Consider the following 23,070-nt stretch of genomic DNA (forward strand, 5'->3'; position numbering starts at 1 on the left):
GGGCGGTCAGCCGCGGGCGCGGCGCCCGCTGCGCCGGGGCGCCGGCTCGGCGCCGCCGAGCAGCTCACGGCGGCGCTCCTCGCCGTGCTCCTCCACCTGGAGGACGACCTGCCGCAGCCCCTCCGCGACGCTCCGGCACTCGGCGTCGCTGAGGCGCCCGGTGACGAACGCCTCCTCCTCGTTGAACTCCGGGAACACCCGGAGCATCAGCTCCTCGCCCTTGTCGGTGAGGCTCAGCAGCACCAGGCGGCCGTCGTCCGGATGCCCGGCCCGGCGCAGCAGCCCCCGCGACTCCAGCGTGCGCGCCACACCGGTGAGCGTGCCCTTGGAGATCCCCGCCTCCTCCGCGACGTGCCGGGTCTCGGACTCGCCCCACACCCACACCACCCACAGCACGACGAACGCCGTCCAGGTCAGGTCGGAGTCGCGCAGCACCGAGTTCTCCAGGTGCTGCCGTACCGCGGAGGCGGCCCGGTAGATGTTGGCCACGGCAGCCATCTGCTCCCGGCGGATCGGGACGCCGCCGAGCTTCGCCGAGGCGAGCCGTTCGGCTTCGGTGATGGATCGGTGGCCGGGCACGGGGGCTCCTCGGGGTCGCTGAGCGGGACACTCCTGACCGGGTACGGCCACGAGTGATCGTTCGGGCTCAAATTGTACGGAGGGCCGGGCCGGGGGCGGGAGTGCGGGCGGGCCGACGTAACCTTTCTGCACCCCTGGCCGACACGGCCGCAGCGCCCGAGGAGCCCCGCATGTCCGCCGCCCGCCCCCGCGTCCTCTACGTCACCGACCTGGCGTACCAGGCCCGCGGGCGCCGCTACTGCGACGAGGACGTCTTCCTCACCTCCCGGCTGCGCGCCCACTTCGACGTCGCCCTGTGCCACCCGCTGGACGCGGCGGCCCTGATGGACGGGTACGACGCCGTGGTCGTCCGCAACAGCGGGCCCGTGCTCGGCTACCAGAAGGAGTACGACGCCTTCCGCGAGCAGGCCCTGCGCAGCGGCGCCCGGGTGTACAACCCGCTCACCGGCAGGGCGGACATGGCCGGCAAGCAGTACCTGCTGGACCTGAGCGCGGCGGGGTTCCCCGTGATCCCGACCGTCGGCGGCGCCGGCGACCTGCACCTGCTGCCGGCCGCCGACCGCTACGTGGTCAAGCCGCGGCTCGGCGCGGACTCCCTCGGCCTGCGGATCGTCCCGGCCTCCAAGGTCGCCGCGGCCGCCACCGGGGACGTCCTGATCCAGCCCCGCGTCGACTTCGCCTACGAGGTGTCCTTCTACTTCGTCGACGACGACTTCCGGTACGCCCTGTACGCCCCCGACCCGAGGCGCCGCTGGGAGCTGAAGCCCTACGCGGCGACCGCCGCCGACCTGGAGTTCGCCCGGCGCTTCGTCGACTGGAACGACCTCGGCCACGGCATCCAGCGCGTGGACGCCTGCCGCGCCCCCGACGGCGGGCTGCTGCTGGTCGAACTGGAGGACCTGAACCCCTATCTGTCGCTGGACGCCCTGCCCGAGGAGGACAGGGACGCCTTCGTGGGCGCGTTCACGGCGTCCCTGAGCCGGTTCGTGGGGGGAACGCTCACTCCAGCCGGACGGTGACCCGCTGGGTGGCCCCCGCCGTGGCCGTCAGATCCCCGAAGGCCAGCGTCAGCGAGGAGCCGGTGGCCGCCGAGACGAGCGTGGCCGGCGCGGACGTCACCGCCGACACCGCCCGCCGCCAGGTCAGGCTCAGGTCTGTGCGCACGCGCATCGGATCGCTCACCGCGATCACGGCGGTGCCGTCCTCCTTCTCGCTGATCAGCACGCAGCACGGATCGCTCGCCGTGAGCGGTCCGACCGTGCCGCCGAGCCAGAAGTTCACGCCGGTGAAGCCGAGCGGGTCGACCGCCACACCCTGCCCGCTGTGCGTGTTGGCCAGCACGGACAGCCACCGCCCGTCGGCCGCCCGCGCCCGGGTCCGGGCGGCGGACGCGCCGGGCAGCAGCAGGTAGGCGTACGAGGCGTTCACCGGATCGGTGCCGTGATCGACGTACATCGTCAGGTACCTGCGGTTCAGCACGGTCGTCGAGCCGCCCTTGTTGATCGTGCTCCAGCTGCCGTCCCGGGCGTCGCGCAGCGCCCGGAGCGTCGCCCCGGCGGGGAAGACGTACCCGCCGTGCCCTCCGATGTGCGCCCACCGGGCGCCGGTGAGCGTCCGCGCCCAGGGGTACACGACCGGCCGGAGCGTGCCGTCCACGGTGAACGGGGCGGCGCCGACCGGGCCGAGGTTGCGGTTCTCCACGGTCGTCTCCACGGCCGTGCCGTCGGTGCAGGTGATGCCGGCGCCGAGGCAGACCACCGTGTCGTCCAGGAAGAACCACGACTTCTTCGCGACCAGCGTCGACCGCAGCCCCTTGAGGTGCTGCCCGACCGCGGCGCGCTGTCCGTCGGTCGCGCCGCCCACCCAGTCCACGTCCGGCTTCGCGGCACCCCAGTCCCCGCCCGCGCCGTCCGCGAGCGCCGTGCGGGAGACCGTCGTCCCGGGCAGCCGGAACGGATCGACGGTGGGCCAGAAGGCGTCGCTGTACTGGCCGTTGGCGAAGGTGTCGCCCCACCAGTACAGCATTCCGGCACCGGTGTGCCAGCCACGCAGGTTCTCGCCGTTGCCCGACTCGTAGTACGTGATCCGCCTGTCCGCCATGCTCAGCGAGGCCGCCCAGCCGGGCCGGCGGTGGGTGGCCCGGGCCATGGCCGGGAACAGCCGGTGACCGGTGGGTTCGGCGACCGCCGTCACCGACGCGTCGTCCCGCACCCCCCGCAGCCGGGCCAGATGCGGCAGGCTCAGCACCGGATCGGCGAGCGGCGGGCTGTAGCGGTCACGCTGCATCCAGCCCTTCACCAGGGCGCGCCAGCGTGCGTTCTCCGCCGTGCTCGCGCCCTGCCCGAGCAGCACGATCGAGGCGAGGAGCGGATGGCCGCGCAGATGGTCGTCCTGCTGGACCGGCTTCGGGTCCCCGGCGGTCAGCCCCCGGCTGATCGCGCGGCCCGCCACCGCGTCCATCACCAGGCCGTTGTACAGGAACGGCGCCCAGGCGTGCTCGACCGCGTCGAACACGCGCTGCCGGCCCGCGTCGGTCACCTCCCAGCCCGACCCCGCCAGCAGGGCGAACAGCAGCCCCAGCCCGCCCAGCAGCACCGAGCCGTACGAGCCCGTGTACGGCACCGTCGTGTGCTGGACGAACGAGCCGTCGGCGTAGAGACCGTCGCCCGAGGTGACGTACGGGAAGACGGGGGAGAGGGCGTCGCGGGCGAGCGCCACCTTGGCCCCGTCCGACCCGACCACACCGCGCAGCGCCAGCACCCGGCACAGATCCACCCGGTTGGCGCCCGTACTGGTACCGCTGTAGGTCCCCACCGCGGAGTCGGGCACGAAGTGGTCCACGGCGGCGAGGTAGTCCGCGATCCGGTCGGCCGGCAGCGCGTCGTACATCAGCACGCACACGTCCAGCAGCGCCTGCGGGGCGCCGATCTGCCAGCTGTACCAGTTCCCGTACCGGGTCCGAGCCGCGTTGTAGACGTCGTCGTGCAGATGACCGAGACCGGTGAGGACCGCGTCCCGCAGGCCGGCGTCGCCGGTCAGCCCGGTGCCCGGCTGGGCGTAGGCCTGCGCGAGCGTGCTGAGGCGGGTGTAACTGGTGTTCATGTTGCCCGAGTAGCCGTACGACTCCTGGTCGGTGTCCGGGTCGGGGTCGGCGTAGCCGAGATCCGGCCACAGGGAGCCGGGGGCGGGGGCCATGTCGGAGAGGTACCGGCCCGCCGTCTCGCCCAGGTCCCTGAGCCGGGACGAGAAGGGCTCGGCGGCGAGGTCGAACCCCTCGCCGAGGATCAGGGTGCGCCACCTCGACCGGAGGACCGCGAACTCGTCCGGTGCCGCGAGGGCCCGCGGGGCGGTGCCGGTCCCCAGGGCGACGGCGGTGCCTGAACAGACGGTCAGAAAACCACGACGTGACCACGGAGTCGTCATGATGGCGGTTTCTAGCACGCGCTCGCGCAAACGCTCGGCATCGGCCACCGAGTCGAGCGAGTCGATCGTTCGGGTGAGGTGGAGGCACCTGAACGGAGCCCCGGCACGGGCCGTATCTCAGCACGGGGACCGCGGAAGTCCCGTCCGCGTGGGACGGAAGGAGAGCCCAGGTGCCGACACCGCCCGACCCTGAACGCCCGCACCCCGGACCGGTCCTGGAACCCATCCGGGTCCTGCGGCCGCGCCGCTTCGACGCCCTCGCCGAGCTGATGCGGGAGATGCGACCCGAACCGGAGACGTACGAGCCCACCGGCGGCACGCCGCCCGGGGCGCGCCCCGCCACCGGGCGACCGGCGTCCGCGACCCGGGCACCCCGCACGGGCCCCGCACCGGGCGTCCCGGAGACGGCCGAGGAGGAGACGAGGGAACTGCCGCCGGTACCCCCCGACCGGCCACGGAGCGCCCCCTCCGCGGCCGTCCCCGGCTTCGGCCCCGGACTCCGCGGGACCGCCATGGCCATGGCCGTGGCGACGGCCGCACTGATCGGCTTCGGGGCCGCCCTGCTCCTCCCGGGACGCCAGGAGGCCGCCGCCACCGCCCGGCCCGCTACGACCGCACCGTCCGCCGGCGCCTCGACGGCACCGCCCACCACCGCACGCCCGACGGCCCCCGGCACCGACCCAGACGGCCCGGGCACCCTCCGCCAGGGCGACACCGGCCCCGGGGTCGCCGAACTCCAGCAACGCCTCCTGCGCATCCCCGACGTCTACCGCGACGGCTCGACCAGCGGCGTCTACGACGCCACCCTCACCGCGGCCGTGGCGCGCTTCCAGCTCTGGTACGGGATCAGCGGCGACGAGACCGGCGTCTACGGCGACGACACGCGCCGCGCACTGGAGTCACGGACCGGCCTCGCCGACGGTTCGTGAGCGGTGTCCGGGGAACACCAGGGGGCACGGCGCGGCGGGCGCACCGGCGCCGGATGTGGTGAGCTGAGGCCGGGAGCCGGACCCCGGCGGGACGCGGGCGGCGGAGGGGAGCGGAGCGGGATGGTCGACACGGTGGTCCCTGCGGACCCGGACGGCGCCGGGGACCGCGGCCGCACGGCGCACGACGCCGACGGCACCTGGGACGGCGGCGGTTTCTTCGACCGCCTCGATCCCGACATGTGTGTGGTCACGGCCCTGGCCGACGGTGAGCGCGCGGGCTGCCTGGTCGGCTTCGCCTCGCAGTGCTCCATCCGGCCGCCCCGGTTCGCCGTGTGGCTGTCCAAGGCCAACCACACGTATCGCGTCGCGAGGGCCGCGCAGTTCCTCACCGTGCACCTGCTCACCCGTGACCAGCGCGGCCTCGCGGAGCTGTTCGGGGGCGAGACGGGGGACGAGATCGACAAGTTCGCCGGGCTGGAGTGGACCGGGGAGCAGGGCGGCGCGGTCGTCCTGAGCGACGCGGCGGCCTGGTTCGTCGGCGCGATCCTCCACCGGACCGACGGCGGTGACCACGTCGGCCATGTGCTCGCCCCCGTGCGGTGGGGGGCACGACGGGGCGGCCCCCTGTTGCGGCTGTCCGACGCGGCCTCCATCGAGGCCGGCCACCCCGTGGACTGACCCGAATCGAACGCCGGGCAACGTCTGCGGAAAACCCCTGGGCGCGGCGGAACCGGGCCCTCATCATGGGCAGCCCCGCGACCCCCGTCGCGTGCTCAGCCGCACCAACCGAAGGCCATGCCGATGACCGGCTCCCGCATCCCGGGCCTCCTCGTACCCGTCGTCCTCCTGCTGGCCCTGATCGCCGGCCTCTGCTGGTACTGGCGTCACCGGCACGACGACGACTGACCACCTGGCGCTGTGCCCGCGAGGGGTGCCGCCGGCGGCCGCTGGCACGCGGCCCGCTACCCGTCCGTACCGCCGGTCCTGTCCGCCTGGTCCGTGTCCGGCGGTTCGCAGGCGTCCAGCGTCCGCTCCTGGTCCAGGGGCATGCGGATGTCCAGTACGCACACGTCGTCGCGCCGGTCGGCGCCGAGCAAGGCGGCGAGCAGGGCGTCCAGAGAACCGGACTCGCCGGAGCCGTGGGCGCGGACCGCCTCGGCCAGCCGGGCGAAACCCGCGTCGAGTCCCTCGCCGGGGCGTTCGACCAGCCCGTCGGTGAACAGCAGCAGCCGGTCCCCGGGTTCGAGGCGCAGCTCCGCCGACTCGTACACGGAGGTCGCGCTCGCGCCGAGCAGCATGCCGCCGGGGCGGTCGAGGTAGCGCGCCTCGCCGCCGCGCACCAGCAGCGGCGGCGGGTGCCCGGCCTGTGTCCACGCCAGGACCTGCCGGTCGGGGTCGTAGCGCGCGAGGACCATCGTGGCGGTGATCTGGCCGTCCCGGGAGTGCAGCAGCAACTGGTTGAGCCGCGCCAGCGCACCGGTCAGCGAGGAACCGGTGCTGACCATTCCCTTCGCGGTGAACCGCAGCTGGGCCATCGTGGCCACCGCGTCGATGCCGTGCCCCGCCACGTCGCCGACCACGAACAGCGCGTCGCAGTCGGGCAGTTCGATGGCGCTGAACCAGTCGCCGCCGACGTGGATGCCGGACTGCGCGGGCAGATACGCGACCTCGATGCGCAGCCCGGCCAGCCGCCGCGGCTTGCCCGGCAGCGGCAGCAGCGCGTGCTGGAGCCTGGCCGCCAGCGCCCGTTCGGCCTCCAGGATCCCGCGCTGGAGCAGCATCGCCCGCTCGCTCTCCACGAGGGCCAGCTCGGCGCTGCGCTGCGCGGTGAGGTCCTGCACGAACCCGTGCACCTCGACCGGGACACCGTCCGGCTGGGTGACGGCCTCCGCGACCATCCGCAGATGCCGGACGCCCTCGGACGTCCCGATGCGGAAGGGCACGTCGAAGGGGAAGGCCCGGCGGACGAGTTCGGTGATCGAGTGGGCCAGCGGTCCCGCGTCCTCCGGCAGGACCAGGTCCGGCAGCTTCTCCAGCCCGAGCGGCCCCTGCGCGGTGCTCCGCCCGAGCAGGGAGTAGGCCTCGGCGGACCAGGAGATCTCCCCGCTGACCAGGTTCCAGGTCGCCCAGCCGAGCTTGCCGAGCCGCTGCACGTCGGCCAGCCGCTGCTCCTGCCGCTCCGCCGGGTTGTGCCGCAACCACGTCACCAGCAGGCCCTCGCCGAGCGGCGCCGCCCGCACCGAGTACGTGGCGCTCACCGCGGCCCCGTCCGCCACGTCCTGGTAGACGAACGGCTCGCCCTCGAAGGGCACCCCGCGCTCCAGCGCCTCCAGGTACCCCCGCCACAGCGGCTCGCCGGCCACGGACGGATAGCTCTCCAGGATGTGCCGGCCGACCATCTCCCGGCCGGTGCGCCCGAAGACGTCGACCGCCTCCGCGGTGGCGGCGTCGATCCGGTAGTCCTCGACCTCGCCGAGGGCCGTACGCAGGGGGGTGAGCAGGATCGCGGCACCCGGCAGCGCGTCGAACACGGCCTGGACCGTCTCCACCATCCTGCCCTCGGCGGGGTGTTCCCGCGGGGCGTCGAAGGCCCGCAGCCGGCCGGCGCACAGCCTGGACACGGCCCGCAGCAGCTCACGCTCGCGCGGCTCGAACGGCCCGTCGTGCCGGCGCAGCACGCCGAGGGCCACACCGGCGGTCTCCCGTCCGGGCACGGGCAGCCACACCCGGGTGGGCCAGCGCTCCGGCGGGTTCCCGATCAGCAGGTACCGCGCGCGGTCCGTGGGGAAGTCCTCCAGCCAGCGGGGCTCGCCCGTCGAAAGGGCCTCGTTGACGGACAGGCCGCTCAGCGGGGGCATGTGCCGCCACTGGGCGGCGAGGGTGGCGTCCACGCCGGCGTGGCCGATCAGCGCGAGCCCGCCCGCGGCCTGCCGCTCGTACAGCATCACGGCGTCCGCGCGCACCTCAGGCGCCAGGTGCTCCAGCAGACACCCGGCCAGTTCCTGCGGCGAGCGCACCCGGACCAGGTCCCGGCCGATGCAGCCCAGCACCTCCGCCATGTCCACGGTGCCGGCGGGCGCGGCCTCCCACGGGGCGACGGCGACGGGCAGTCCCACGGCCGCCGGCGCCGCGGGTGGCCCCGCGGCGGGGGGCGGCAGGGCGCCCAGCGTGAGCCAGCACTGTTCGAGAAGCGTCCGGTTGCCGCTCTTGGCGCGCTGGTGAAGCTCCTCGTGCGCGGCGTCCGGGGTGCACCCGGTGAACGCCATCAGGACGCCCTTGGCCCGCTCCAGCACGGCCGCTGTCGCGGCCAGGTCGCGCAGCCTCTCCAGCTCCGCGCGCTGACGTGCCACGACCTTCGCCAACGCCGCCGCCTCGGGGTCGGTACCGGGGTCCATCGAGGACACGGACTCGCTCGTCACGCGATGAGCATCGCACATCTGGCCCCCTTCGATCACTCGTCTGCCGCGACCGGATCACCAAGGGTTTCCCGCCCGCCGCACACGGCCCGGGAGCGGCACACACAACGGGTCGACCGAGCAGGTCCGACGCCCTTCGCGAACGAGCCGGGCCCCGCGGCCGACGCCCCGGCGGCGAGCCGGATCGCCGCATCGCGCCCGGGTCGGGGCGAGCGCCCGCTCCCGGCGATCGACGCTCCCGAGCGGGTCGGAACGGCGGCCGATGTTCCGGGCCTCTCGGCGGCCGGTCCTCTGGTGGCCGGCGGCTGATGTTCCGGGCCTGTCGGCGGTCGGTCCCCTGGTGGTCTGCGGCAGGTGCCCCGGGCGGCCGGCGACCGGTCTCCCGAAAAGTCAGCGGCGGGTCCCCTGGTGATCGGCGGCGGGCCTCCGGGGACGGTCGGCGGCCGGTGCCTCGTGCTGATCGGCGGACGGTACCCCCGCCGGTCGGCGGCTCAGCGGCCGGTGCCGCGGGTGGCGAGGGCCTCGGTGACCGCGCGGACGCTGCGCGCGATGTGCTGCAGCTGCATCAGCTCGGCCGCGTAGAGCTTGATCGTGTGCTCGATGACGGACTCGGGCAGCCCGAGCATGGGCAGTTCGGCCCGTGCCGTCTGCAGGGCCGTCCGGGCCACCCGGATCTCCTGCTGCACCTGTATCTGGGCGTGCCGGGCGAGCAGGACGGGGTGCCGGATCAGGGCCGGATAGCTGGCGTAGCGCGCGGGGATCAGATCGCGCAGCCACTTGGCCGCCGAGCGCTCCCAGTCGTACGAGCCCGGCGTCTTGACCTGACAGGGCCAGTCGGTGCTGATGCGGGTGCTGGTCAGGGGCATGATCATCGCTTCCGGTGTGCGGCGTCGTGAGGGTGGTCCGACGGGTGTGGGGCGGCCCCGGCCTAGGGGATGGCCGGGGCCGCCACGTGCGCGGCGCACAGGCACCGCGGCACCGGACACCCCGGGCGCCGACGTGGGTAGGTAACGGCGGCTGGAGGTGTCCGTACGGGGGCCCCGGACGCGGGGAACCGGCGCTGCGGGAGGGCTTGCGTGCGCATGGGCGGTCCGTCGGCTTTCTCGGGGCGGTGTGCGAGCGGTGAGTCCGTGGGTGCGGACCGTGCCCGGAGTGGGCCGGGCGCGATCCGTCAGCAGAGTATTTATATATACCGACCGCTTTGCAAGACGTATGAAAACATTCATGCGCGTTATGTGGTGAATGATCCACCTCCAGGCGAAAGCGGACCACAAGATCTTCACGGGCGCCCGGCCCACGCCGCAGGATCGGCGGGCCGGTCCCGGGCTCAGTCCCTGAGGAAGAACTGGTGCTGGTCGGAGAGCTGCTCGTACTTCTCCAGCCGCGCCTGCGTGCGCTCGGGGTCGGCGTCGGTCATCGCCTGCAGCAGGGCGGCGGCCAGCACACCGGCCGCGGCGTAGGAGTCGAAGACCAGCCTTGAGCCGGTGCCGGTGGCGAAGGTGATGTCGGCCTCGTCGGCCACCGGCCCCAGGGCCAGGTCGGTCACCAGCGCGACCTTCAACCCGGCACCGCGTGCCACCCGGACCGCCTGGAGCGTCTCCTGCGAGTGCCGGGGCATGGCGAACGCCAGCACCCAGCTGCCACCGGCCTCGCGGGCCTGCAGCAGCGCGTCGTACGCGACACTGCCGCCCCGCGTCACCAGCCGTACGTCGGGGTGGATACGACGCGCGGCGTACCCGAAGTACTCGGCAAGCGACTCCGAGATGCGCAGGCCCAGCACGGTCAACGGGGTGGAGCGGGACAGCGCGCGGCCGACCCGGATCACCCGGTCCGGGTCGGCGAAGTCGCGCCGCAGGTTCTCCAGGTTCGCGATCTCGGCGTCGACGGCGGCCTGGAGTTCGTTGGCGCGGTTCTCCTCGGTGGCCCCGCCGGCCAGGGTGCTCAGCGCGATCGACTGGAGCTTCTCGCGCAGCGCCGGGTAGCCGCTGAAGCCGACGGCGGCGGCGAAGCGGGTGACGGAGGGCTGGCTGACCCCGACCCGGTCCGCCAGCTCCGTGATCGAAAGGAACGCGGCCTCGGTGATGTGCTCGATCAGGTACTGCGCGATGCGGCGCTGACCGGGCGACAGCCGGGGGCCGTCGAAGAGTTCCCGCAGCCGGGAGGTCGGGGCGGCCTCGGCCTCCGGCACGGTCTTGCCCGAGGTGATCGCTGATGCCTGTGCGCGGGCCTGCTGCGGCGAGGGCACCGTTCCGTCTCCTTTGTCTCCCACGAGCACTCAACATAGCTCACCGACCGCCGTGACCAGCGGGTTGAGCGCCGGGCTCACCGGCGGTAGAGAGTGATCGAGTGGCCCACCTCGTCGATCGGACGACTGCTGTCGATCAACCGGGCGAGCGTGCCACGCGCCTTGGCCACCGCGGAGTCCGACACCACCAGCAGCCCGTGCACCCGGGAGGACGGCACGGAGCGCGGATCGACGGCGTGAATGCCGTAGTAGGACGGCACCCCGCTGCCCTTGTACACCAGCCACACCCGTTCGGCCGGATACCGCTGCCGCAGCCGGTCGGAGAGCCGGCCCAGGTCCTGTCCCCAGTCCACGTTGGAGTCGTGCAGCAGCCGGTGGGTGCGCGCCGGACCGCCGAACGCCTCGTTGGAGTACGGCAGGTAGTACGGGAACGTCTGCAGCGAACTCACCGCCACGAACAGCACCAGCGCGGCCGTCGCCCAGGGGGCCCCGCGCCGGCCGAGCCCCGGCAGCACGGACGCCGTCACCGCCAGGAACATCGGCACGAACAGCGCGTACCGCGTCCCGAAGTCCCGCGATCCCGTCATCGCCGCCGCGAGCAGCACCCCGGGCGGCACCAGCAGATACGGCGCAACCGGCCGCAGCCGCCGGCGCCCCACGACCGCCGCAACGCCCGCTGCACCCAGTGCCAGCAGCCCGAGCGGTGTCTTCACCAGCAGCGCGACCGGGAGGTAGTACCAGAGCGAGCCGCTGTACACGTGCCCGAACAGAAACCCCTGCCACGGCTGCTCCTCCAGCCCGAACTGCGCCAGCATCCCGGCCCGGTAGGCCGGAGGCAATGGCATCAGCCCCACCAGCCGCGCGCGCAGCCCGTGCACGGCGGGCACGTGCTCGGCGGGCGAGAACCGCAGACTCGGATCCACGACCAGATACGTCACCCAGACGACGGCGATGGCCACCACGGCCACGAGCATCGCGCCGGCGACCGCCGACAGCACGAGCCGACGACGGCCCGCGCCCAGACGCGCGGTCGCCCGTCGCCACCGACCGGGAACCCCGTCCGCCGTTCCCGAGGACGCCACGACCGACAACGCGGCGAGTGCCGTCACCACGGGGACGGCGGGCAGGGCGCTCATCTTGGTCGCCACGGCCGCGCCCAGTGCCGCACCGGCGAGGGGGAGGTACGGCAGCGGCCGCCGACGCGCCCGCCACACCAGCCAGACGGAGGTCAGCACGAACCCGGTGACGGGTACGTCCAGCGTGGCCAGCGAGCCGTGGGCGATGAGATCGGGGGAGAAGGCGTACAGCGCGAGGGCCACGAGCCCGCCCGCCGTCCCCGCCACCTCGCGGGCGAACGCGAAGGCGACCAGGCCGAACAGCAGCGTCAGCGCGATCACCGGCAGCCGGGCCCACAGCATCAGCCGCCAGGGGTCGTTGCCCGATTCGTAGAGCAGGTGGCGGCCCACGTCCCCCTGCGTCCCGGTGAACGAGGCGTCGTAGTGCGGGTCCGCCACCGCCACACCGGCCTCGATCAGCAGCTTGCCGAGCGGCGGGTGCTCGGGGTTGTAGCGGATCCGGTGCTCGTGCAGATAGTCGGTGGCGGTCGCCACGTACACCGGTTCGTCGATGGTGGGCGTCTGCCGGACCGCGGTCGTGACCATCGCCGCGGCCATCTGGGCCAGCAGCAGCACCACGAGGGCCGGAACCAGCCACCGCCGGTGCCGGCGCACCCGCCCGTACGGCCGTACGGGCTCCTCCTCTACGGGAACCTCAGGTGCCAGGACCGTGTCGCGCGCCATCGTCCGCCCCGCGGCGGCACCTGCCGGACGGCGGGAGCGGTCAGGGGCCGAACCACGGCCCGGCCGTCGCCCCGGGTGCGTCACCGCTCAACGAGTCGTACCGGCAGACCCTCTGCCGTGTAGACGGGTACGGCCCGCGAGCGGTCCAGGTTCACCACGATCCGATGGAATCACCCGCGCGGTCGGATCCGCAGCGGTACGCGGGCGGAGAGGGCGGGAGGCGAACCTGCGTGGCCCCCGTTCACGCCGACGAGCGTGACAGCCCTGACGCGAAGAACCCTGACCACCCGGCCCGTCGACGTCGCGGCTCAGTAAGATCCACCGCATGCCCTGGATACGTCGCCGCGCGCGTCACGCCGAGCCGCCCGAGGAACGCCTGCCCGACCTCGAGTTCCTCGCCCTGATCAGGGCGAGTCTGGAGGAGTACGCACCCGGCGTGACGAACGGCGCCGAACTCAGGGGCAATTCGCTGTCCAGCCCGCAGGGCTGGGCAGTGGGCGTGGCGCCACCGCACCACGGCGGTGGCCGGCACTACGACGTCGTCGCCCTGCCCGACGTGAGCGTGCAGCCGGAGGTGCCCTGCTTCATGGACTGTGTCGTGGCGATGGCCGGGAAGTCCCGCAACGCGGCCGACGCCTGGGTGCAGACGGCCGGCGCGTGCATGCTCGAACTCCTCGACCCACGCGGACGCTTCGCGGACCACGTCGGTGCCGACGACGAACGAGGCGTCCCCGGGCGGCACTCCATCACCTCGGGCGCGGTCGGCTTCGGGCTCGATTCCGCCGAGAACCGCCGCCTGCAGGCCGCTCTGCTCGACGCGAACGTGCTGCACCGCATCGCGGACACCTTCACCGCGGACCTGGAATCGCCGTTCTTCAACGGGGTGAAGGTCTTCTACGGCGGGCGGCCCGGGGCCATGGAGGCCGAGGTCCGGATCAACGGGGAACGCCATGAATCCGCGTCGGCCGCGATGGCGGCACTGAACCTCCCCGAGCCGAAGGTGTTCACCACCGCCCGTTACTACGCGCTGCTCCTCCCGGAGCGCCCGGCGTGAGCGCGGTGTTCCCGAGACGGCGTCGGCGCTGAGCCACGGGTGATCAGGAGGCCTTGAAGGTCCGGCGTTCGAACAGGGCGCTGATCCTGGGGTAGAGGCGAGGGGCCAGGCGGACGAGGAGGTCCGCGGTCCTGGCGTCGTTGCCCACCAGGATCCGGGGCCTGCCGGCCTCGACGCCCTCGACGATGATGTGGGCGGCCTGTCCGGCGGGCATCTTCAGCAGCTTCTTGTTGTAGGTCCGGACGCGGGCCAGTTGCTCGGGTGTCGGATCGACGCCCCTGCCGCGGGCCTCGTCGAGTGCCGCGGAGGCGATGTTGGTCTTCACCCCGCCGGGGTGGACGACGGTGACCCGGACGGGGTGGCCGGCGGCCAGCATCTCGGTGCGCAGGGTTTCGGTGAAGCCGCGGACCCCGAACTTGGCGGCACAGTAGGCGCTGAGCGTCGGCTGGGCCATGATCCCGTTGAGGCTGGAGACGTTGACGACGTGCCCGTCGCCCGAGGCGATCAGGTGCGGCAGGAACGCCTTCGTGCCGTGGATGACCCCGAAGAGGTTCACCGCGAGCGTCCGGTCGTAGACGTCCCACTCCGAGTCGAGCACGGTACCGCCGCCCCCGGAGATCCCGGCGTTGTTGTACACCTGGTGCACCACCCCGTAGTGCTCGGCGACGGCGCCGGCGTAGGCCTCGACCGCGCCGCGGTCGCCGACGTCGAGCCGCGCCGTGTGCGCCTCGGCGCCCAGGGCCTTGACGCGGTCGGCGGTCTCGCCGAGGCCCTGGTCGTCGATGTCGCTGAGAGCCAGCAGGGCACCCCGTCCGGCCAGTTCGAACGCCAGGTGCCGGCCGATGCCGGAGCCGGCGCCGGTGACGACGGCGACCTTGCCGCGCACGCTGCTCATTCGGTGTCTCCTGTCAGCGGGACCGGCGCGCCGTGGGCGCGGGCCAGGTCGGTGGTGAGTTCCACGAGGCGCTCGTGGACCGCGGGCGCGAGGTGGTGGCGCATGCCGGTGATCTCCACGTGCCGGGCGCCGCGGATCGCGGCGGTGGTGGCCCGGCCCCCGGTGGGATGCACCATGCGGTCGGTGTCTCCGTGGACGACGAGCGTGGGTGCGGTGATGCGGCGCAGTTCGGCGGTGCGGTCGCCGGACGCCTGGATCGCGCCGATCTGGCGGGCGACACCCTCGTGACGCCGCGCACCGCCACCGCGCTCCCAGACCGTGGCGGCCCACGCCCGCTCCTGCGCCTCGTCGGGCGGGAAGTCCACCGAGCCGATGTGCGCGAGCATCGCCAGGTGCCGGGTCACCGATTCTTCGACGGTCCGCGCCGGGCGCCTGGCCAGGCGCCCCATCGTGGAGGCCGCGGGCTGCCCGACCCTCCGGTTGCCGGTGGTGGAGAAGATCGAGGTCAGGGTGGCGACCCGGTCCGGGTGCCGGGCGGCCAGGGTCTGCGCGATCATGCCGCCCATCGACATGCCGGCCAGGTGCACCCGGTCCACGCCGAGGTGGTCGAGCAGGCCGAGGGTGTCGGCCGCCATGTCCGCGAGGTCGTAGGCGTCCGGCCGGGGCCTGGCCAGCAGTTGCCGCAGCGTGCCCGGCGGCGGGACGGGAATCCGGCTCGACCGGCCGGCGTCGCGGTTGTCGAAGCGGATGACCTTGAATCCGCGGCCGGTGAAGCCGTCGACCATCGGCTGCGGCCAGGACGTGAGATCCAGGCCCAGTCCCGCGATCAGCAGCAGGGGAACCCCTTCGGCGGGCCCCTCGACCCGGTAGCAGATCCGGGGGCCGGCCGGGAGGTCGACGAAACGGTCTCCGGCTTCGTCCGGTACGGCGCTCACCGGGCCACCTCCTCGGCCTCGCGGTCGGCGGCCCGGGTGAAGCGCAGTTCGGGATCGGTGACGCTGCCGGCACGCAGCAGCTCGACGTCGTCCTGGTAGTTCATCGAGGTCAGCCAGGGCATGCGGTCGCCCTGGCGGGGCAGCTGGTCGACGGCGCGCTGGATGTAGCCGGTCGCGAAGTCGAGGAACGGCCGGGTCGGCATCGCCGGATCGGCCGGGTCGGGGCGGCAGACGTCGTACCCGTGGGTGTCCATGTGGGCCAGCAGCCGGCAGAAGTGCTCGCACAGCAGGCCGATCTTCAGCGTCCAGGAGGAGTTGGTGTAGCCGATCGCGTAGGAGAAGTTCGGCACGCCCGACAGCATCATGCCCTTGTAGGCGACGGTGTCGGGCAGCCGCACCGGGGCGCCGTCGACCGTCATCGGGATGCCGCCGAACGCCTGCACGTTCAGCCCGGTGGCGGTGACGACGACGTCCGCCTCCAGCTCACGGCCCGAACGCAGCAGGATCCCCTGCTCCGTGAAGGTGTCGATCCGGTCGGTCACGACCGAGGCGCCGCCGTTCTTGATGGCCTTGAACAGGTCGGCGTCCGGGACCGCGCACAGGCGCTGGTCCCAGGGGTCGTAGGGCGGGTTGAAGTGCTCGTCGACCGGATAACCCTCCGGCAGCTGCCGGGTGTTGACCCAGCGGATGATCCGGCGGGCGGCCTTCGGGTGGCGCTTGCAGAAGGCCCAGATCGCGCGCTGCTGCGCGATGTTCTTGCGCCGGGTGAGCGCGTAACCGCGCTCCGCGCCGAGGAGCCTGCGCAGGGCGTTGGCCACGGCATCCTTCTTCGGCACCGGCAGGATGTAGCTCGGGGTGCGCTGCAGCATCGTCACGTGGCCCGCCGCGGGAGCCATCGCGGGGACCAGGGTGACCGCCGTGGCACCGCTGCCGATCACCAGCACCCGCTTGCCGGCGTAGTCGAGGTCCTCGGGCCACTGCTGCGGGTGCACGATCGTGCCCCGGAAACGGTCCCTGCCCTCGAAGTGGGGGGTGAAGCCCTCGTCGTAGCGGTAGTAGCCCATCGCGCAGAACAGCCAGCCGCACGTCAGCGTCGTGCGCTCGCCGGTGTCGGTGCGCTCGACCTCGACCGTCCACCGCGCCCGCTCGGTCGACCACGACGCGGCGAGCACCCTGTGGTGGTAACGGATGTGGGGGTCCAGCCGGTTCTCGGTCACGGTCTGGCGCAGGTACGCCAGGATGCGCGGCGCGGAGGCGATCGACTCCTCGTCCCGCCAGGGCTTGAACTCGTAGCCGAAGGTGTGCAGGTCCGAGTCCGACCGGATGCCCGGGTAGCGGAACAGGTCCCAGGTGCCGCCCGAGTCGGCACGCGCCTCCAGCACGGCGAAGCTCTTCGACGGCAGCTCGGTCTTCAGGTAGCGCCCGGCCCCGATGCCGGAGATCCCGGCGCCGACGATCAGGACATCGAGATGCTCGGCTGCGGGCGGGGCGGAGGCGGCGGACATGGGCGGCTCCCGGCGGTGGTGTTCGACACCTCCATGGTGGGAACCGTACCGGCCGCCGCCTAGGGGCAGCCTGCACCGAGATTCCGTACCGGTGGTGCACAGTGCACTGCTACGGTACGTCCATGTCCTGGAGCCCGCCCTCGCCCCGGATACGCACCCTGATCCGGCAGGGAGCCGAGATCGCCGTCAACCCCCCGCCGGAATGGCTCGCCGAACTCGACGCGGCCACCCTCTCCGGCGCGACGAGGGAGCCGATCGCCGCCGATCCCGTCCTCGCCTCCGGTATACGGCGGGCCAACCGGTCCAATCTGCTGCACTGGGCCGCCGCGAACATCAGCGCCCCCGGCGAACCGGTCCCGGCCAACGACGGCGACGCGCCCCGCCTCATCGCGCGGGACATCGTGCGACGCGGCCTGGACGAGCCCGCGCTCGACGCCTACCGCGTCGGCGAGAGCGTCGCCGTCCGCCTGTGGACGCAGGTCGCCTGCCGGCTCACCAGCGACCCCGGCGAGCTGCGCGAACTGCTCGACGTGTCCCTGCGCTCCATCTCCGCATACGTCGACGACACCGTCGCCGTCATCTCCGCACGCATGCGCGCCGAACGCGAGGAGCTGACCAGCGGGACCCAGGCGGAACGCCGTGAGATCGTCGCCCTGCTCCTGGACGGCGCGCCCATCACACCCCGGCGCGCCGAGACCCGCCTGGGCTACGCCCTGGACACCACCCACACCGCCGCCGTGATCTGGGCCGACGACCCCGACGCCGACCTGCGCCGGCTCGACCGGGCCGCCGACGCCTTGGCGGCCGCCGCCGGTCAGTCCCATCTGCTGAGCGTCGACGCCAGCGCCGCCTCCCGCTGGGTCTGGGTGAACGGACGGCCCGACCTCGACCGGGTGCGAGCCGACCTGGTCCGCCTGCCGGCCGTGCGCATCGCACTCGGCTCACCGGCGCCCGGCGTCAACGGGTTCCGCCGCAGCCACCTCGACGCCCTCACCACCCAGCAGATGCTCGCCCGGCTGGCCTCGACGCAGCGGCTCGCCTCCCACGACGAGGTCGAGCTCGTCGCGCTGCTCTCCCAGGACCTGGAACGAGCCGACCGCTTCGTCAAGCGCACCCTCGGAGACCTGGAGACCGCCCCCGCGGACGTCACCGACGCGGTCCGCGCCTATCTCGCCGAACAGTGCAACGCCTCCCGCGCCGCGGCCCGTCTGTTCACCCACCGCAACACCCTGCTCCGCCGCCTCAACCACGCCGACCGGCTGCTGCCGCGCCCGCTGGCCGACCAGGGCCTCGAAGTCGCGGCCGCCCTGGAGGTCCTGCGCTGGCGCGGCCGCGACTGACGCGGCCACGCCCCCGCTTTGGCGTCTACCGCTCCCTCGGGGCGAGCCGCTTCTCGAACCAGTGGTCGGCGTAGGGCTCGGCGTTGAAGGCGGCGACCTCGGTGTACCCGCCGTCGCGGTAGAGGCGAGTGGCCGCTTCCAGGGCCTTGTTGGTGTCGAGCCGTACCAGGTCGCTGCCGTGGCGGGCGGCGCGATCCTCCAGTTCGGCCAGGAGGCGCCGGGCCAGACCGAGCCCCCGGGCGCTCGGGCGGACCCACAGCCGTTTGATCTCGGCGGGCGCCCCGGCCGGCAGCTTGAGCCCGGCGCAGCCCACCGGCTCCCCGTGCACCCGGGCGACCAGGAACAGCCCCCGTGGGGCGCGCAGTTCGCCCGGGTCGGGCAGCAGGCTGTTCGCGGGGTCGAAGCCGCCCTCGAAGAGTTCCCGCAGCTCGGCGGCGTACGACCGCAGGCAGTACGCGGCGTCCGGGTGGTCGGGGTCGAGCATCTCCAAGGAGACCACCGAGGCGGTCAGCAGCCTTTCGACCTCGGCCATGGCGGAGGTCAGCCGGTCCCGCTGGCGGTCGGAGAGCGGGGCGAGGAGCGATGCGGCGAGAGCGTCGCTGCGGTCGTCGAGGAGGTCCCGCTCCCGCAGCCCCGCCTCGGTCAGCCGTACGGTGCGTACCCGCCGATCTCCGGGGTGGGGCGCGACAACGACGAGGCCGTCGCGTTCGAGCGCCCGCAGCAGCCGGCTCACGTACCCGGAGTCGAGGCCGAGCCGGTCCCGCACCCTGCGGACGTCGTGCGTCTCCCCGTCGCCGATCTGCCACAGCAGCCGAGCCTGCCCGTACGGCCGCGCGCCGCCGAGGTAGTGGTCGTGCAGCACCCCCACACGCTCGGCAACCGTCCGATTGAAACGCCGAACCTGCTCCACTTGCTCCGTGCTCATTCTCTGACCTTAGTCAGGTAATGACGGGCGGGCAAAGTGTGGCCACCGTGTGGTCACCGGGGGAAAGGGGCGGCCTCAGGTAGCGGGGGTGTACGCCGGGGTCGACGAAGAGCCCGGCCGGAGCCGAAGTGTCAGCGGTCACGGTCGGACGCCTCGGAGCGGCTGTCGACTGGGAAGATCACGTGCCGGACAGTAGACCGGCGGCACGCTCGCGTCACCGGATTTCGGGCGGAGAGGGCAGGATTCGAACCTGCGTGGACCCCTGGAGGTCCGACCTCGAGACGCGCTCGCTGGTCCCCGATCAACCACTCCGGGCACCTCTCCTCGCTCCCGGCCCCGTGGATTCCGCGGCGCCGTTCACATGCACAACAGTGCCGGCAGCCACTGACGTCACGCTGACGAGCGACCGTCACGGAGACCAAGGCCGCAGGTCATGGCAGGAAAGGTGGGGAATTCGTCATTGCGGCCACCCTGACCGCGGCGAAGGATGGATCCCATGACACAGCGATCCGTGCTGGTCGTCCTCTTCGACGACGTGCAGAGTCTCGATGTGACCGGCCCGATAGAGGTGTTCACGGGAGCGGGGCACCACGGCGGAGACCCCTACGAGATCCGCACCGCCTCGCTCGACGGCGCCCCCGTCCGTACGTCGAGCGGCCTCACCCTCGTCCCGGACCGCGCACTGCCCGAGGCCGGGACGCCGCACACCCTGCTCGTCCCGGGCGGCGCCGGCACCCGCCGGCCCGACGCCGGTCTGATCACGTGGCTGCGGGAACACGCCCGGCACGCCGAGCGCATCGTGTCCGTGTGCAGCGGCGCGCTGCTGCTGGCCGAGGCCGGACTGCTCGACGGCCGCCGGGCGACGACACACTGGTCGCTCTGCGACCACCTGGCCAGGACGTACCCGAACGTGGACGTCGACCCTGACCCGATCTTCGTACGCGACGCACACATCGCCACCTCCGCCGGGGTCACCGCGGGAATCGACCTCGCGCTCGCCCTGGTGGAGGAGGACCACGGCAGGGACACCGCCCTCGCCGTCGCCCGCCATCTCGTCGTGTTCCTCCGACGCCCGGGCAACCAGGCCCAGTTCAGCGCCCAGCTCGCCGCCCAGACCGCGCGACGTGAACCCCTGCGCGAACTCCAGCAGTGGGTCACCGAGCACCCGGACGCGGACCTGTCCGTCGACTGTCTCGCGGAGCGCGTCGGCCTCTCTCCCCGTCACTTCGCCCGTGCCTTCCAACTGGAGACCGGCATGACGCCGGGCAGATACGTCGAGCGTGTCCGCCTGGAACACGCCCGGAGACTCCTGGAGGACACCACCGACGGCATCGAGCGGATCTCCCGCTCCTGCGGCTACGGCACGCCCGAGGCGATGCGCCGTGCCTTCGTGAAAGCCCTGGGCGCCGCGCCGGCCGAGTACCGGCGCCGCTTCCACCCGTACTCGCCACCCCGACCCGCCCGCTGAAAGGCCGACCATGCAGATCGCGATCGCCCTCTACGACCGGTTCACCGCACTGGACGCGGTCGGTCCCTACGAAATGCTCAGCCCCCTTCCCGGCGCCGAAACGGTCTTCGTCGCCCAGCAACCCGGTCCCGTACGCAATGACCGCGGCGACCTCGCGCTCGTCGCGAGCAGGAGCTTCGACGAGGTGCCGGCTCCCGACATCCTCGTGGTGCCCGGCGGTCCTGGCCAGTCCGCCCAGATGGAGAACGAGACACTGCTCGGCTGGCTCCGCACCGCCGACGAGACCAGCACGTGGACGACTTCGGTGTGCACGGGATCGCTCCTGCTGGCGGCCGCCGGGCTGTTGAAGGGCCGCCGGGCCACCTCGCACTGGCTGGCGCTCGACACCCTCGCCACGTTCGGCGCCGATCCGACCGGCGAACGCGTCGTCACCGACGGCAAGTTCGTCACGGCGGCCGGAGTGTCCTCCGGAATCGACATGGGTCTCACCCTGGCCGGCAGGATCGCCGGCGACGAGCACGCGCAGACCGTCCAACTGGCGACCGAGTACGACCCCCAGCCGCCGTACGACGCGGGCTCACCCCAGAAGGCCCCCGCCCAGATCGTCGAAAGGCTCCGTGCCATGAGCCGGTTCCTGCTCCAGTAGTTCCGTCGGGCCCTGGCTCCCATGGGCGTGCGATAGGTTGCCCGGCATGACCGGACCCGGACCCGTCGCCTGGCCACCTGCCCCCATAAGGACCGAACGGCTCGTGCTCCGCGAGTCCGAGGCACGCGACCGAGCGGCGTGCGTCGAACTGTTCGCCTCGCCGGAGGTGGGCACGTATGTCGGTGGCGCTCGACCGCGTGACGAAGTCGAGCGCACGGTGCCCGCGGTTCCCGGGCGGCGCCCCGGCTTCTTCGTGGTCGAGCTCGACGGGGCGATGATCGGCATGATCACGTTCGATCGTCGCGACACCGTGCGTCCGAGCCATGTGCGCCCGGCTGCCGGGGACGCCGAACTCGGCTACATGTTCCTGCCGGAAGCGTGGGGGCGCGGGTACGCCGCCGAGGCCTGCGTGGCGGCGCTCGACTGGTTCGCCGGCGTCCTGCCCGGCGAACCGGTGGTGCTCACCACCCAGACCGCCAACGCCCGTTCGGTGCGCCTCGCGGCGAAGCTCGGCTTCACCGAGGTGGAGCGGTTCGAGGAGTACGGCGCCGAGCAGTGGTTCGGCATGTGGACCTCGGCCGGGCGGTCCGGTTGAGCCAGGCCGGTCGTTCCTCAGGGCCCATGTGACCGCAGCGGGTCGTCACGGACGGCCCGCGAGGCCCGCGCCGTGTCCGCCGGCACCGCTCGATGATCCCGAGGGCCTGCACCGGCCCTGGAGGACGTCCTTGACGAACACGATGCCGTCGCTGTCCGCCAAGTGGGCCGGGTCGAGCGGGGCGTAGCCGAACCAGGGAGACACCCGGGGTGCGGGCGGCCCGTCGCCGAGGGCGGTGGCCAGTCGGCGGGCGTCGATGACGCAGCGGTCGTCCGGGAGCGCGTAGAGGAGCCCTTCGAGGGTCTCCGGCGGCGGCGCGTCCACTCCCTGGTGCCGGATCGTGCCGAGGGCCGTGGCCAAGAAGGCGTACTCCTCGCCGATTCGGGCGCTCACCAGCGCGCCGGCGCTCCACCACTCCACCGGCCCCTGCCACATCCGCATCGTGCTCTTCTCCCGCTGGAGGTGGGAGTTGTGGGCGTGGACGAGCGCCGGACCCCGAGCGGCGACGGCAAGAAGGTTCTGGGCCATCATCGAATCCCGCAGCGCGCACAACCGCGTCATGCGGGCCGGTGAGGTGTCGGCCATCCAGTGGTGGTAGCGCAGGAGGCCGGTGGCGGTCCGCCGGTACAGGAGCGCCCGGTCCCAGTCGTCCCGCGAGGTCGTCGCGAGCAGGTGCGGCGTCTGCTCGTCGAGCAGAGCGCCCAGATCGTCGGCGAGCAGCCGCAGTTGACGGGCCTCCGCCGACCGGCCCACGGACTGCGCCGGGTCCGTCATCGCCGCGGGGTTGCTCCACCGGTCGTCGGCGCCGAGCAGGCGGTCGAGCGTCTCGGCGGTGCAGGGGAGCAGGTCCGCGTCCACCCGGGCCGCGAGGTAGCCGTGGAGCGCGGCGAGGGCCTGCAGGGGGCTCGCGGCGCCGGTGATCTCCAGCGGTCCGTCGAAGCCGGCGAAGCGGAGCCGTTCGGACGCGGGCCGGCCGTCGTTGTAGTCGCGCATCCAGCGCACGAGCTCGCGGTTGGCCGCGAAGGTGCCCCAGCCGTGGCTGATCCCGCGCTCCACGACCTCGTCGAGGGTGCCCGTGCCGGAGGCGACGAAGTCGTCCACGACCAGGCCCGTCATGCAGTCGCTCTCGATCGCGATCGTCCGGTGGCCCTCCTGCTCGACGAGCTGCCGGAAGAGCTCGTTGCGCAGTTCGAGCAGGGTGTTGTCGCCGTGGGTGGGTTCACCCAGGGCGAGCAGGCGCGGCCGCGACCGGAGCAGCCCCATGACGGCGGGAGCCTCGACGGCGTGGACGGAGTCCTTGATGTCGGTAGCCATGC

At 73.0% G+C, this 23,070-nt stretch carries 19 protein-coding genes and 1 pseudogene; 8 read left to right on the top strand and 12 right to left on the bottom strand.

Going from position 1 to position 23,070, the window contains the following annotated elements; genetic code table 11:
• Positions 1–6: 6 nt before the first annotated feature.
• Entirely contained in the window at positions 7–579 is a 573-nt protein-coding gene (locus ACZ7FF_RS11710) for a MarR family winged helix-turn-helix transcriptional regulator (protein WP_470811539.1), read from the bottom strand.
• Positions 580–749: 170 nt separating this feature from the next.
• On the opposite strand from ACZ7FF_RS11710, the gene ACZ7FF_RS11715 reads away from it, so the two are divergent.
• The gene (locus tag ACZ7FF_RS11715) at positions 750–1,598 is read left to right on the top strand and encodes an ATP-grasp domain-containing protein (RefSeq protein WP_470811541.1); all 849 of its coding nucleotides are present in this window, start codon (positions 750–752) and stop codon (positions 1,596–1,598) included.
• On the opposite strand, the gene ACZ7FF_RS11720 is transcribed toward ACZ7FF_RS11715, so the two are convergent.
• Positions 1,579–4,002: a polysaccharide lyase 8 family protein gene (locus tag ACZ7FF_RS11720; RefSeq protein ID WP_470811543.1), complete on the bottom strand. Its 2,424-nt coding sequence runs from the start codon at positions 4,000–4,002 to the stop codon at positions 1,579–1,581. The two genes, ACZ7FF_RS11715 and ACZ7FF_RS11720, sit on opposite strands and share 20 nt — an antisense overlap.
• 170 nt (positions 4,003–4,172) lie before the next feature.
• Here ACZ7FF_RS11720 and ACZ7FF_RS11725 point away from each other — a divergent pair, with 170 nt between their 5' ends.
• Positions 4,173–4,931, top strand: a complete 759-nt coding sequence (locus ACZ7FF_RS11725; RefSeq protein WP_470811545.1) for a peptidoglycan-binding domain-containing protein — start codon at positions 4,173–4,175, stop codon at positions 4,929–4,931.
• A gap of 237 nt (positions 4,932–5,168) precedes the next feature.
• A complete protein-coding gene (locus tag ACZ7FF_RS11730) occupies positions 5,169–5,609 on the top strand; it encodes a flavin reductase family protein (protein ID WP_470812222.1) in 441 nt (146 codons plus the stop codon).
• Positions 5,610–5,893: 284 nt separating this feature from the next.
• Here ACZ7FF_RS11730 and ACZ7FF_RS11735 read toward each other — a convergent pair whose 3' ends face one another.
• The 4 genes from ACZ7FF_RS11735 to ACZ7FF_RS11750 form a co-directional block, all read right to left on the bottom strand.
• Complete coding sequence (locus ACZ7FF_RS11735) at positions 5,894–8,326, bottom strand: SpoIIE family protein phosphatase (RefSeq protein ID WP_470812224.1); 2,433 nt, start codon at positions 8,324–8,326, stop codon at positions 5,894–5,896.
• A gap of 512 nt (positions 8,327–8,838) precedes the next feature.
• Positions 8,839–9,219 carry a hypothetical protein gene (locus tag ACZ7FF_RS11740; RefSeq protein ID WP_470811547.1) on the bottom strand — a complete coding sequence of 127 codons (381 nt, stop codon included), beginning with the start codon at positions 9,217–9,219 and terminating at the stop codon, positions 8,839–8,841.
• A 455-nt stretch (positions 9,220–9,674) separates the two neighbouring features.
• Entirely contained in the window at positions 9,675–10,592 is a 918-nt protein-coding gene (locus ACZ7FF_RS11745; RefSeq protein WP_470811548.1) for a MurR/RpiR family transcriptional regulator, read from the bottom strand.
• 77 nt (positions 10,593–10,669) lie between these two features.
• Positions 10,670–12,391 carry an ArnT family glycosyltransferase gene (locus ACZ7FF_RS11750; RefSeq protein WP_470811550.1) on the bottom strand — a complete coding sequence of 574 codons (1,722 nt, stop codon included), beginning with the start codon at positions 12,389–12,391 and terminating at the stop codon, positions 10,670–10,672.
• Between the two features lie 325 nt (positions 12,392–12,716).
• Here ACZ7FF_RS11750 and ACZ7FF_RS11755 point away from each other — a divergent pair, with 325 nt between their 5' ends.
• Entirely contained in the window at positions 12,717–13,445 is a 729-nt protein-coding gene (locus tag ACZ7FF_RS11755; protein ID WP_470811551.1) for a DUF6348 family protein, read from the top strand.
• Positions 13,446–13,488: 43 nt separating this feature from the next.
• Here ACZ7FF_RS11755 and ACZ7FF_RS11760 read toward each other — a convergent pair whose 3' ends face one another.
• The 3 genes from ACZ7FF_RS11760 to ACZ7FF_RS11770 are packed head-to-tail and all read right to left on the bottom strand — an operon-like array spanning position 13,489 to position 16,780.
• Complete coding sequence (locus tag ACZ7FF_RS11760) at positions 13,489–14,340, bottom strand: SDR family NAD(P)-dependent oxidoreductase (protein ID WP_470811553.1); 852 nt, start codon at positions 14,338–14,340, stop codon at positions 13,489–13,491.
• Positions 14,337–15,275 carry an alpha/beta fold hydrolase gene (locus ACZ7FF_RS11765; RefSeq protein ID WP_470811555.1) on the bottom strand — a complete coding sequence of 313 codons (939 nt, stop codon included), beginning with the start codon at positions 15,273–15,275 and terminating at the stop codon, positions 14,337–14,339. Before ACZ7FF_RS11765 ends, ACZ7FF_RS11760 begins: the two co-directional genes overlap by 4 nt.
• Positions 15,272–16,780 (bottom strand): flavin-containing monooxygenase, encoded by a 1,509-nt coding sequence (locus ACZ7FF_RS11770; RefSeq protein WP_470811557.1) that lies wholly within the window; start codon positions 16,778–16,780, stop codon positions 15,272–15,274. Before ACZ7FF_RS11770 ends, ACZ7FF_RS11765 begins: the two co-directional genes overlap by 4 nt.
• A gap of 122 nt (positions 16,781–16,902) precedes the next feature.
• On the opposite strand from ACZ7FF_RS11770, the gene ACZ7FF_RS11775 reads away from it, so the two are divergent.
• Positions 16,903–18,120 (top strand): PucR family transcriptional regulator, encoded by a 1,218-nt coding sequence (locus ACZ7FF_RS11775; protein ID WP_470811559.1) that lies wholly within the window; start codon positions 16,903–16,905, stop codon positions 18,118–18,120.
• 25 nt (positions 18,121–18,145) lie between these two features.
• On the opposite strand, the gene ACZ7FF_RS11780 is transcribed toward ACZ7FF_RS11775, so the two are convergent.
• Both ACZ7FF_RS11780 and ACZ7FF_RS11785 read right to left on the bottom strand, forming a co-directional pair.
• Entirely contained in the window at positions 18,146–19,045 is a 900-nt protein-coding gene (locus tag ACZ7FF_RS11780; protein WP_470811560.1) for a bifunctional helix-turn-helix transcriptional regulator/GNAT family N-acetyltransferase, read from the bottom strand.
• Positions 19,046–19,274: 229 nt separating this feature from the next.
• Positions 19,275–19,369, bottom strand: a pseudogene (locus ACZ7FF_RS11785).
• 172 nt (positions 19,370–19,541) lie between these two features.
• On the opposite strand from ACZ7FF_RS11785, the gene ACZ7FF_RS11790 reads away from it, so the two are divergent.
• From ACZ7FF_RS11790 to ACZ7FF_RS11800, 3 genes are read left to right on the top strand one after another with little or no spacing between them, the layout of a single operon-like run.
• Positions 19,542–20,513 carry a GlxA family transcriptional regulator gene (locus tag ACZ7FF_RS11790; RefSeq protein ID WP_470811561.1) on the top strand — a complete coding sequence of 324 codons (972 nt, stop codon included), beginning with the start codon at positions 19,542–19,544 and terminating at the stop codon, positions 20,511–20,513.
• A 10-nt stretch (positions 20,514–20,523) separates the two neighbouring features.
• On the top strand, positions 20,524–21,159 hold the full coding sequence (locus ACZ7FF_RS11795; protein ID WP_470811562.1) for a DJ-1/PfpI family protein: 636 nt from the start codon (positions 20,524–20,526) through the stop codon (positions 21,157–21,159).
• A 46-nt stretch (positions 21,160–21,205) separates the two neighbouring features.
• A complete protein-coding gene (locus ACZ7FF_RS11800; RefSeq protein WP_470811563.1) occupies positions 21,206–21,754 on the top strand; it encodes a GNAT family N-acetyltransferase in 549 nt (182 codons plus the stop codon).
• A gap of 45 nt (positions 21,755–21,799) precedes the next feature.
• On the opposite strand, the gene ACZ7FF_RS11805 is transcribed toward ACZ7FF_RS11800, so the two are convergent.
• On the bottom strand, positions 21,800–23,068 hold the full coding sequence (locus ACZ7FF_RS11805; RefSeq protein WP_470811565.1) for an erythromycin esterase family protein: 1,269 nt from the start codon (positions 23,066–23,068) through the stop codon (positions 21,800–21,802).
• Positions 23,069–23,070 lie beyond the last annotated feature (2 nt).

The organism is Streptomyces sp. NPDC037126 (assembly GCF_055605965.1).